The 11,877-nt window shown below is 45.0% G+C and carries 12 protein-coding genes; 11 read left to right on the top strand and 1 reads right to left on the bottom strand.

Annotation, left to right across the window (positions count from 1 at the left end; translation table 11 throughout):
* Positions 1-288 precede the first annotated feature (288 nt).
* From APAR_RS01900 to eno, 10 genes are all read left to right on the top strand, one after another.
* Complete coding sequence (locus APAR_RS01900) at positions 289-1,032, top strand: hypothetical protein (protein ID WP_012808456.1); 744 nt, start codon at positions 289-291, stop codon at positions 1,030-1,032.
* 9 nt (positions 1,033-1,041) lie between these two features.
* Positions 1,042-1,929, top strand: coding sequence for a hypothetical protein (locus APAR_RS01895; RefSeq protein ID WP_012808455.1), 888 nt, complete (start codon positions 1,042-1,044; stop codon positions 1,927-1,929).
* Complete coding sequence (locus tag APAR_RS01890) at positions 1,926-2,744, top strand: hypothetical protein (protein WP_012808454.1); 819 nt, start codon at positions 1,926-1,928, stop codon at positions 2,742-2,744. Before APAR_RS01895 ends, APAR_RS01890 begins: the two co-directional genes overlap by 4 nt.
* Complete coding sequence (locus APAR_RS07305; protein ID WP_012808453.1) at positions 2,731-3,594, top strand: hypothetical protein; 864 nt, start codon at positions 2,731-2,733, stop codon at positions 3,592-3,594. The genes APAR_RS01890 and APAR_RS07305 overlap by 14 nt, the downstream gene beginning before the upstream one ends.
* 2 nt (positions 3,595-3,596) lie before the next feature.
* Entirely contained in the window at positions 3,597-4,256 is a 660-nt protein-coding gene (locus tag APAR_RS01880) for an ABC transporter ATP-binding protein (RefSeq protein WP_012808452.1), read from the top strand.
* Positions 4,253-4,879, top strand: coding sequence for a DUF5028 domain-containing protein (locus APAR_RS01875; protein WP_012808451.1), 627 nt, complete (start codon positions 4,253-4,255; stop codon positions 4,877-4,879). The genes APAR_RS01880 and APAR_RS01875 overlap by 4 nt, the downstream gene beginning before the upstream one ends.
* A gap of 121 nt (positions 4,880-5,000) precedes the next feature.
* Positions 5,001-5,585, top strand: a complete 585-nt coding sequence (yihA, locus tag APAR_RS01870) for a ribosome biogenesis GTP-binding protein YihA/YsxC (RefSeq protein WP_012808450.1) — start codon at positions 5,001-5,003, stop codon at positions 5,583-5,585.
* Between the two features lie 7 nt (positions 5,586-5,592).
* Complete coding sequence (locus APAR_RS01865) at positions 5,593-7,803, top strand: HelD family protein (protein WP_012808449.1); 2,211 nt, start codon at positions 5,593-5,595, stop codon at positions 7,801-7,803.
* 102 nt (positions 7,804-7,905) lie between these two features.
* The gene (locus tag APAR_RS01860) at positions 7,906-8,262 is read left to right on the top strand and encodes a cupin domain-containing protein (protein ID WP_012808448.1); all 357 of its coding nucleotides are present in this window, start codon (positions 7,906-7,908) and stop codon (positions 8,260-8,262) included.
* Positions 8,263-8,453: 191 nt separating this feature from the next.
* Positions 8,454-9,743, top strand: coding sequence for a phosphopyruvate hydratase (gene eno / locus APAR_RS01855; RefSeq protein WP_012808447.1), 1,290 nt, complete (start codon positions 8,454-8,456; stop codon positions 9,741-9,743).
* 140 nt (positions 9,744-9,883) lie between these two features.
* Here eno and APAR_RS07355 read toward each other — a convergent pair whose 3' ends face one another.
* Entirely contained in the window at positions 9,884-10,021 is a 138-nt protein-coding gene (locus APAR_RS07355; protein ID WP_169302133.1) for a hypothetical protein, read from the bottom strand.
* A 347-nt stretch (positions 10,022-10,368) separates the two neighbouring features.
* On the opposite strand from APAR_RS07355, the gene APAR_RS01850 reads away from it, so the two are divergent.
* Positions 10,369-11,712 (top strand): 6-phosphofructokinase, encoded by a 1,344-nt coding sequence (locus tag APAR_RS01850; protein ID WP_012808446.1) that lies wholly within the window; start codon positions 10,369-10,371, stop codon positions 11,710-11,712.
* Positions 11,713-11,877 lie beyond the last annotated feature (165 nt).

Here is an 11,877-nt window from a genome sequence, read left to right as displayed (position 1 = left end):
TTTTCTATATGAAATGTTCTGACCTTTTATATCAATTGAAAGTTATCTGCTCATAATGATTTATTTCAATAAATAACATTCAACAATTATGTTATTTATTTAACCGATAAAAACATACCGTTCACAGTAAAACACATAACAACAATACCTATAAGAATAAAATTAAAAAAGGGAGCCGGCATCTACTCCAATATAGTAATAGGCTAAAGACCGAAGAAACAGCATAGTGAAGGGCGTATGGAGTCCCGACTCGTGTAGTGAATTTATCGAGGTCATCTGGGGCTTATTATGTTTTCTCACGATTCTAAAAACTTAAAAACAAATAAACTTCCCCAAAAAGCCCCTTTTTTGGCAGTATTGATTGCTTGTGTCACCATTGCAGGTCTACTTTATTTTTATAGTCTTGCCCAAAAACAGGCTCAGCAAGAACTCTTTGCGCAACAAGTTATGCAAAAACAAAACGAAGCCTCGGAAACTTATAAAATTGGCGATGTTGTACAACTAACTGGACTTGATCAAGAAGAAGGTAATCCAGTTGAGACTCCTTTTGGGGCTGATTTACCATGGGTTGGCACAATTGAAGTAACGGTAACAGACGTAATCCTTTGTCATTCTATAGACGAAGCAGGTTTTACCTCTGGAACACTTAACAATTCATTAACACCAGAAAATGCAGATAGCTTGTATCTAGTCTATACGCTTCATTTTAAAAACATAGACGCCGTTCAAAAACACACCCCAAATGGTCCGGACTATATATTACTTTCTAGTTACTCAATTAATGCTGAGGGGCATAATATTTTCATGTCCCAAATTACACCTGAAAATGCCCGAATTGACAATTCGGATACTGATAAAACTAAAGGGTATTTTTGGATTAATGCAGGGGATGAATGTGACGTCAAACTTGCTTTTGCGCTATCTCCAGAAGAACTGAGAGATGTTACTTCTATTCATCTAGCAAATATGGGAGGAATTTATTCAAACGCAAAGTTAGTTGATATACAGTCTGCATTAAAAAGTGATAAGTAGGTGTTTGCTATGAATTCATTGTTCAAGGCTGAATTTAAGCGACAGCTTACCAATAATCCATTATTTTGGATATGTATTGCAATTGGCGCCTGTATTGCAATACTTGCCGCTTGGATTGAAATACAAATTGAATTAAATACCTTAGAGGCAACTCTTCAACAGGGAGATCATCTTTCCTATAACACTTTGCTTTCTGTCATTTCTACTTATACTGCTTGGATTCCAACACGAATCGGAGATTTTTACAGTGGACTGTACTATCTCTTATGGCCACTCTTAGCAACCATCCCAACCGCTTGGATTTTAAGCAACGATTCAAAAGAAGGAGTGCTTGAACAGCAATGTCTTAGAATTAAAAAAGCTAGTGTTATCAGGATAAAACTATATGTAAGCTTTGTTTCTGGAGGTATTTGCTCTGCCTTACCTCTTGTCCTAAATTTTTTAGCTGTAATCTGTTTCTTACCGTTATCTACACCAAAAATTTACGATGAGATATATACCGCTGTTCCTATGAACTCTCTATTCTCAGGACTTTTTTATAACTCTCCTCTTGCTTATGTCATTACCCTATCCGCATTAGCCTTCATAATTGGAGGGCTGTTTTCCTGCACTGTTTCTCTTTTTGCAAGTTTAACCAAGACCACATTCCAAGCAATTTTTGTTTCTTATTTTCTGCTTCACCTATTAGCGTTCTTAGGCTCACAATTTTCAGCAATCCTCTCCTCTGCTCAATTAAGAGAAGTCGGGCAAAATTCTTTTATTAAGTTGAATTTCTTTCAATTAACAAGTTCCGAATATGCTCCAACAAAACTTGGATTTTATTGCTTCTGTTTTGTTTTGCTATTTCTAGTAATCTTCATTTCTTACAAAAAGACTTGTAGAAGTGATCTGCTATGAAGCATAAAATTTCAAAAATCTGTACTCAGTTTTTTGATATGCATAAAAATCTTCTGGCAGCGCTTTTTGCGATGTTGTTATCTTGCACAGCGTTTATTTCTTCTTTTGCACAATTCAGCTTAATTACACAAGGAGGATATTCATTTTCTTTAGGTGATTTGATTATCGCAACACTCTATGGATCTGCTCACACGTTCTCTGTAGAGTGGACCGCGCTCTGCATCTCTTTTTTTCTCATAATTGTTATTTCTAGCTCAGACAAGAATGAACATTTTTCTATTCAACGCATAATGAGATTTGAGAAGAAAACTAGATATTGGATTTATAGCTATATAAATATAATTGTATCTTGTCTCGTTTTAATTGCCGTCTATATAGTAACGTATTTTATCTTACTTAATTGTACAGGTAATAGCTCTGATATTGCTACACTAAATGTAGATATCTTCATTAACCATACCGTTCAAACTGGTGTGGATATATCACTCACGGCTCCAGAAGTATTGATTCTTCTTGGGATTTACTATCTTGGTCTCTTGTTCTTTTGCTCTATTTACAAAGTAATAAAACTCTATACTCACAATTCACTAGCTGTATTACTAAGCGTATCGCTGCTAGTTTTAGGAGAGTTCTTTCCTAAGCTGTCGTTCCCCTCTACATTAATGACTTTTTCGAGACTTCTTCCTTTTAATCCAGAAGGATTTAGCCTTGTATATACAACTTTATATTTTCTTGTTGGAATCATTTGCTTAAACATTTTTGGCCTCATTGGAACTAAAAATACAGAGTTTGGCGGTCATTATGAGAAACTCTAAAGTAATTCCTTTTGGCCCCTTTATCTATTCATTACGTAGTCCATTTTGTATCTGTACCATCTTAATGGTGCTTATCGTTACTACATCTCTTGTAGTGTTCAATCGCTCGGCAACAAGTAATCCAACATTTGCAGATAACGTATCAAGTCTATTTGCTGGAATGCCACAGATATCGCAAAGCATTTCTTCAAATGCTGCTATGCCAAAAATTAAAGTTCCTTTTGCCTGGTTAATACTTGTTTTACTTCCCCATCTAATGTGTTTTCTGGCAGTCTCCAGGTCACTAAGAAAAGATATGTATCTTGTTATGTCTTCCTCAAAGAGCTTTTATCCAATTCTTTTAACAGTAAGTTGTGTAACAGCAACTGGGCTCTATTGGATAATAGCGGGAGTTTTAATCCTCTTATTCACACTACTACACGGTGGAGAAATTTTACCATCAACAACAATAAGCTTAGAAATTCTCGAAGGTTTTGACGCTTCAACATTACCCGCAAATACGGTAAGTATTGTCCCATTGATTGGATCTCTATTCATTACTTCGCTATCTCTTATAACGCTTCAATGTTCAGCAGGATTATTTATTAAAGAATGGCCTCCTCTCTTTTTAATAATTTCTTGGATAGTCTCCTCGATTTTCAAATTACATCCAATCCTTATTGGCAACTACATGATGTTTTCTCGAAGTTCTCTATATATTGATTCAGCTAGCAGGGAAATCGTTGAAGGTAACCTTTGCGCAGGAGTCAATCCGCTCCTCACGCTAGTTTTTTGTATTGGCTCACTAGGTATTTTTCTTTATCTGTCTCTTTCACGCTTTAAAAACATTGATCAGTTTGGCGGTGAGTAAACATGTCGTACATTTCAGCTGAGCATCTAACAAAGGAAATCGGAAACGATACTGTTCTCAAGGATGTCACATTATCCCTAGAAAAGAAGCAAATAATTGGTCTCGAAGGCCAAAACGGCTCTGGCAAAACAATGCTTATGCGAGCAGTCTGTGGCCTCATTAAGCCTACCCAAGGATATGTTTCTATTGAAAACAAAAAGCTCTGGGATGATATAGATTTTCCACCAAGTGTTGGCCTGCTCCTAGAAAAACCGGCACTTCTCAGCTCATATAGCGGTCATAAGAACTTAGAGATTCTCTCGTCAATAAAACAAATTGTATCTGAGCAAGCTATTGATGCTGCAATTAAAAAAGTAGGACTTGATCCTAAAGACAAAAGACCTGTCAGAAAATACTCCCTTGGCATGAAGCAACGCTTAGGAATTGCCATGGCGTTTTTTGAGCAGCCAGATTTAATTATTCTTGACGAGCCAACAAATGCTCTTGATGAAAACGGTGTCCGTATGCTCACTGAGCTCATTGTTGAACAAAGAGATAGAGGTGCAACGCTTCTCATCTCAAGTCATGATGCTGAGTTCTTAGAGGTTGTTTGCGATGTAATTTACAAAATGAAGCTCGGTAAAATTGTTGAGAAAATCGACGTGCAAAGACGTGCATCATGAAACTAAAAAGCAAAGTACCATTATTCGCAATTGCCATAAGCCTTGTACTGGTTTGTGCTCTTGGCTACAGGGTTTGGTGGGTAAATGCCCATGCACTAACTATCCCCGAAGAGATTTATCAAATGGGAGAATGGGTTCCTCTTGACGGAAATTTTCATTATTCGTCTTCTGAGAATACAAATGGATATTCAATGCGAATAACTGAAATTTCTCTAACCACATATGACGGTTACCTGGAAAAACATGGGATTACGCCACAACATCCCAATGCTCATAGCAATCAAACAAGTGTGATTGATGTAACTATAGAAATTAAAAATGATAGAGAAGAGACTGACCCTGTAGGGGGAATAGATTTTCTCGGCACAGTTTTAATTCCACAAGCCAACAACACGTATTACATTTGCGATTTAGGAAATGAAAATTCCCTTTGGCCGCTTGTCCAGCCAAATATAACCACTTCACTAATTGCCATCAAACCGCACACTTCATATGTTCTTCATGTGCCCTATGTAGTAAATCTTTCTGGAGAAGAAATCTATAGAACTTCGATTACTGATACGACGTTTGATTTGCTTGTTTCTCGTCTACCTGTAGAAAAACGAATTCGAGTATCTCTGTAGCAATTCTTACCACTCCTACTACAGATTTCGTCACCCCTACTACAGATGAATGGATTGTTAGCTGCCTCCTAACTTGCGCTAAAATAATACCTTACGTTTTTGAAGCGCAACGGGAGGCATCATGGATCTTAAGTATGAAACCGCACAATATGAGGCATCATACGGGACAATTTCACAACTTCCTTCTCCAGAGACCCCAGAGGTAGCCTTTGTGGGCCGCTCAAACGTAGGTAAGTCTTCCCTCTTAAATAAACTTATTGGTCGAAAGCAGCTTGCACGAGTTTCAAGCGTCCCAGGTAAAACTGCAAATATCAACTTCTTTGATGTTGACGGTGTCAAATTTGTAGACTTGCCTGGCTACGGATTTGCACGAGTTTCTCGCCAAGAAAAACAGCGTTGGGCAGACCTCATTGGCGGCTATTTTGAGCAAGAGCGCAGCTTTAACCTGGTCATTAGCCTTGTTGATATCAGACACGAAGCTCAAAAGCTTGACCTGCAAATGATCAACTTTCTCCAAGAGGCTGAGCTGCCTTTTGTAGTTGCGTTTACCAAGGCAGACAAGATTGCTCGCGGCAAGCAAAATCAAGCCGCAGCCGCCCTGCGCAAGGCATTCCACATCACCCCTGAACAGACCATTATTACCTCATCCGAGACTGGCCTAGGCATTGATGAGTTGCGCCGCCGCATCGAAGACGCAACTATCTAGGAGCATCATGGATCCAATCCACCAGCAAGAACAAGAGCACCTCACCCACGTATATCAAAAACTTGTTGAGATTCGTGAGGATTTGGATACAACGCTCAACACCACGCAAAAAGATGCAGCTAGAGACCTTCGTCAGATGAGTGAAGAAATCCGTCCAGACTTTGGCGGAGCGGACGAAACCATTGAGACCCTTGCGGCTATTGAGACGCTCAACAGCGTTATTGATACGTACAACCAATACCACGATTTCACTGTCGAGAAACTCGGTCGAGTCGAAATCCTCTTGAGGCAGCCTTACTTTGCCAAGGTCACGCTCAAGATGCGACCTGGCCGTCCTTCTCGCGATGTATACATTGGAGCAGCAGGCATCACGGACAAAGACCGCTCGCAACTCATTGTTGACTGGCGCAGCCCCGTTGCCGAGACATATTACAACCAAGAAATGGGAACTACGTCGTACCAGGTAGACGGCAAGAAAAGAACGGTTGAGCTGGAGCTTCGCCGACAATTTGACATTACGCGTGACAAGCTGAACCTCTACTTTGATACAACGGTTGCCATTGAAGATTCTCTGCTGCTTGCCGCCCTGAAGCGCCAGCACACCGAGAAGCTGCAGGCCATCACCGCGACTATCCAGCGCGAACAAAACGTTGTGGTCAGGCACGAGGACGTGCCAGTTCTGCTGGTCAACGGTATTGCAGGATCGGGTAAAACGTCTGTTTTGCTGCAGCGCATCGCGTACCTTCTGTACCAGCAGCGCACTACGCTGACCGCAGATCAGGTGTACCTGTTCACTCCCAATGAGATGTTTGGTCGCTACATCAATACCGTTTTGCCCAGCATGGGCGAGCACAATCCGCAGGTATTTACCTGGGATTCTTTCCTCAAAGCATTGGGCCTTGCCGACCACGCATCGGGCGCTCACAACAACCCCGATTCTCTGAAGAAGCTTGAGGAGCAACTTGCCTCGCTTGAGCTCTATGAGGATGACTTCAAGGCCATCTCTGTTGAGGGAACAACGCTTATTAAGCCAGCTCAAGTGGCTAGTTCTGTAGCAAAGTTTTCGCAATTCCCTGTGGGACCACGCCTCATTGCGCTTGCCAAAGACGAGCTCCACATCCGCCTGGAGCGCAGGCTTGGCCAGATGGCTCACAACGACGAAATCCAAGAAGAGATGCTCTCCCTTGACGTTGAGCAGCAGCTTGAGGTCTTTGGCCGCACCATCAGCCCTTCCGACGAGGAAGAAGTTCTAGCGCGCACCCGCGAGTTCCTTAACTGGCGCTACTCCTCCGCTCACGAGGTCATCGAGTCCACTTCCTGGCTCCGCATCGACCGCATTGGTATGCGCATGCTCAACACCTCCGCACTCAGTGGCGCCGAATGCGTTTACCTGCGACTCCTTATCACAGGGGCTGGCGAGAAAAACGTCAAATTTGTCATGATTGACGAGGTCCAGGACTATACCGAGACGCAGCTTATGGTGCTTGGAAAGTACTTCTCGCGCGCGCACTTCCTGCTTTTGGGTGACTCCAACCAGGCAATTTGGGAAGACACCGCAACATTTGAGCAGATTGAAAAAATCTTTACCGCAACACATGGCGAGGGCGCAGTTTCTACCTGCAAGCTTCTGATAAGCTACCGATCTTCTCCCGAGATTACCGCGCTCTTTACCTCGCTTTTAAGTGAAGAAGGACGCGGCCAGACAAGCTCTGTTCAGCGTGGCGGCAAAAAGCCTGAGTTCTTTGAGGTGGTAGCTGACGATAAAGAGACTGAGCGCGCTGAGTACCTGAAGACGATGAAGTCTCTTGTTGAACAGGCGCAAGAGTTTGACGGCCTGACCGCCATTGTGTGCACCGAAAAGTCTCGCGTTCGTTGGCTGGCCAAGCAGATGGAAGAGCTGTTTGCTGCGGAAGATGTGAGCGGTGGCACTGACGATACGGTGCAGATCGACGGCATGAAATCAAGCGAGTCAAACACTGGCGTCAAAGTGCTCACCAGCCACGATTCCCTACCCGCGAAGGGCGTCGTACTTCTTGACCTTGCGCTAGCAAAAGGCCTTGAGTTTGATCAGGTCATCGTTGCCGACGCACAAGAGGAAGTGTATAAAGCAGACGGAATTTCTCGCCGTAGGCTCTATACTGCGCTGTCGCGCGCGATGCATCACGTGATTGTGGTCTCTCAAGGAAAGATGACTCCGCTGCTCAGCAATTTGCTTTAAAAAAAGCAATTTCTACCTGCGATTTTTTTGAAATTTACTGATTGAAGACGGCTGGTTCGGGTAAATGTTAGTCATCGATAACATTTACCGTTGGAGGTTAGTATGTCCGAAGAATTGATTCCTGGTGTCATGAAGAACATCGACGCAAAGACCGTGGTAACCCTCAAAGACCAGGTTGCATGCCTGCCTGGCCAGGTCATCAGCAAGACTCTTGCACAAAACGATGCCGTCAGCGTTACCCTCTTTGGCTTTGGCTCAGGTGAAGAGATCGCAAGCCATCGCGCAGGCGGCGACGCATTTGTCACCATTCTTGAGGGACGCGCAAACATCACCATTGATGACGACGTCTACACTCTTGAAGCTGGCCAGTCTATTGTGATGCCTCTGGGTCACCCACATGCACTTCAGGCCCCAGAAGAATTCAAGATGCTGCTGGTTGTTGTTTATCCACAGAAATAATTTTTATATTTACCTAACAATTCCGCAGGTATTTTCTATTTGGCCAGGTGGACAGCGCGTCTGCCTGGCCAAATACTATCTCTTCCTGGCCTCATACTCTGTGTAATTACAATACACACCTCATAACAGAATGGGTATACTAGTTATGTCTATGCAATCGGCAAAATGTTAAACCTAAAGAAAGGTGAGCTATGAGCCAGATTTTTGATGTTCACGCACGTGAGGTCCTCGATTCCCGTGGCAATCCAACCGTTGAGGTTGAGGTTGTTCTTGACGACGGCTCCTTTGGTCGTGCAATCGTTCCTTCCGGTGCTTCCACTGGTGAGTTCGAGGCTGTAGAGCTTCGCGACGGCGACAAGAGCCGTTACCTGGGCAAGGGCGTTCTTAAAGCAGTTGAGCACGTCAACACTGAGATCCGCGACCTCGTTATTGGTTGGGACGCAGAGGATCAGCGCGGTCTTGACCTTGCTATGATCAAGCTTGACGGTACTCCAAACAAGGGTCGCCTTGGCGCAAATGCTATTCTCGGCGTTTCTCTTGCTGTCGCTCACGCTGCAGCTGCTTCTGCTGAGCTTCCACTTTACGCTTACCTCGGTGGCGCAAATGCTCACACCCTTCCTGTTCCTATGATGAATGTCTTGAACGGTGGCGTCCACGCTGACAACAACGTTGACTTCCAGGAGTTCATGATTATGCCTGTTGGTGCTCCTGACTTTACCACCGCTCTTCGCTGGTGCGCACAGGTTTACCACACCCTTAAGGACACTCTGAAGTCCCAGGGTCTCAACACCGGTGTTGGTGACGAGGGTGGCTTTGCTCCAGACCTTAAGTCCAACGAGGAGCCACTTGAGCTTCTTTCCGAGGCTGTTAAGGCTGCTGGCTTTGAGCTTGGCAAGGACTTCCGCTTTGCTATGGACCCAGCTTCTTCTGAGTTCTATAACAAGGAGACCGGCAAGTATGACCTCAAGGGCGAGGGTCGCTCCCTTACCTCCGAGGAAATGGTTGCTTACTATGAGGAGATGGTCGAGAAGTTCCCAATCGTCTCCATCGAGGACGGCCTTGCAGAGGAAGACTGGGATGGCTGGAAAGTTCTTACCCAGCGTCTGGGCAAGAAGATCCAGCTCGTCGGCGACGACCTCTTTGTTACCAACACTCAGCGCCTGAAGAAGGGTATTGAGGTTCACGCTGGTAACTCCATCCTCATCAAGGTCAACCAGATTGGTACCCTGACTGAGTCCCTCGAGGCTATCGAGATGGCTAAACGCGCAGGTTACACCGCAGTTGTCTCCCACCGTTCTGGTGAGACCGAGGACACCACCATTGCTGACCTTGTCGTTGCAACAAACGCTGGTCAGATTAAGACTGGTGCACCTGCTCGTACCGAGCGTGTTGCTAAGTACAACCAGCTTCTCCGCATCGAGGATGACCTCGCTGACGGTGCTGAGTACCTGGGCATGGACGCTTTCTACAACCTTCGCTAAACCCTCAGGTTGTGCGCTAGGCGGTTTGCATGCATCTGGTCCGACCGAGTTGCAACGCCGTTTAGTCTGCTAGAAGCTACGAAGCCGCATCTCAATTTTGAGGTGCGGCTTTTTTGTGGACGATCGAGCAAAGTTGAGCGCTAGACGCAGGATGAGCGTCGGGAACGAAGCGGTGTGGAATCAGAAATGGTTACGGCACCTGCGGGTTTCTCGCCATGAGCTGCACCAGTGACGTGAAGGATACGCGGGTCACGCTGGCACATCCGTTTCGGCTGCAAGACGTCTAACCACACCTATGTCGGATAATCTGCCAAAAAAGACTATACATTTCACTAAAACTGCTTTCATCATGCAGAATATCGTCATTAGAAGTGCTATTTGTCCCTAAATCAGCAGATTATCCGACATAGGTGTGATTTTTAATTCAGAAATTTGTGATAGTTTAATCTTTTATACAACGATATCCATAATTCAGTATATTGAATATTGTTTATGCATAAAAATGAATTGAAGCAAATCATGCTCCTATTGCACTGTACAAATCACATTAAAAAGCCTCGCGAATGGCGCAATACTCTGTTGCAGTTATACTTGATACGTCAACTCTCAAGAATCCGAGGCGCCCATGCACAGCACATCAGAGCACGCAATTCACACAATCCTGGTCGGACAGTCGGGCGGGCCAACCACGGCTATCAACGCGTCGCTCGCGGGTATTATTCGCGCAGCTCATGCCCAGGGACTTCGCGTACTCGGAATGCGCAATGGAATCCAAGGTTTTCTTGAGGGCAATGTCGTTGACCTGATTGAAGTACTTGAGCTTGAGAAACCTAAACTTGGAGCGCTCAAGCAAGCCGATACAAATCTTGGCGAGAAAAACCTTCAGCTTCTCAGAAAAACGCCATCGAGCTGGCTGGGCAGCTGCCGCTTTAAGCTGCCAGAGCTTGAAGCTAATTCTACGTCTGGTGCCAGCTCTGAATCTACTGCAAACTCCAAATCCGCAGCCGTCTCCCCTATCTACCAGCAGATTGATTTACAGCTCAAGAAATACCAGGTAGACGCCGTGCTCTACATTGGCGGAAACGATTCCATGGACACCGCGGATAAGCTATCTCGATACTTTGCCCAGGTGGAAAGCGCTGTTCGTGTTGTTGGCGTGCCAAAAACCATCGACAACGATCTAGAGGGCACGGATCACACCCCCGGCTTTGGTAGCGCGGCGCGATTCGTTGCATCCGTAACTGCCGAGCTCACCCGCGATGGCGGCGTCTACAACACCAAAAATGTAACGTTTATCGAGGCCATGGGCCGCGATGCAGGTTGGCTCACGGCAGCCGGTGCACTCGCGCAAGATATTTGCGGAACTGCTCCAGATTTTGTCCTTCTTCCCGAAGTTCCTCTTGATGTGAACGCACTTCTTTCTGCTATTGAACAGCGTCTTCGCGAGAAAAACAACGTAATTGTAGTTGTCAGCGAAGGCGTCCATCACGCGGATGGTAGTTTCCTTTTTGATGCAAAGTCTGTTGCGATTGACACGTTTGGCCACCTTGCGGCGCAGTCCGGAACCGCGCAATATTTGTCGCAGCTGGTCAAAGATCAGCTGGGTGTAAAGTCTCGCGGTATCGAACTCAATACGCTGCAACGTTGTGCATCACATGCTGCTAGCAAGGTTGACTTGGACGAGGCAGAAGCGCTTGGCGCCGCAGGAGTTAAGGCTGTTCTCCAAGGTAAAACAGGCGTCATGGTTGGCGTTCACCGCATTCCAAACGAACCATATACGACGGAAATACGTACTACCCCTGTCGCCGACGTGGCCAACAAAGTAAAGCTTGTACCTCGAGAAATGATCTCCGAAGATGGCTTCAACGTTACTGACACCGCTCTGACCTACCTGCGTCCTCTTGTCGCAGGCATAGAGGAACCAGTTTCCGTCGACGGTCTTCCCCGCTTTCTTGCGGAGTTGCCATAAAAACCAATACGACAGTCGCGAGAAAGTCATCCTCTCTACGCAAAAATCGCACAGCGCATGCGAATCATGCACAATGCGCATCAAAAATGTAATAATTCTCTATCACAAATAAAGATTTTCTACCGCTCACCTACTAAAATTTTTTGTGAGCGGTATGGTTACGTA

Source organism: Lancefieldella parvula DSM 20469 (assembly GCF_000024225.1).
Lineage (GTDB): Bacteria > Actinomycetota > Coriobacteriia > Coriobacteriales > Atopobiaceae > Lancefieldella > Lancefieldella parvula.
Note: the sequence above shows the minus strand (reverse complement) of the source record. Positions and strands in the feature narration are given on the sequence as shown.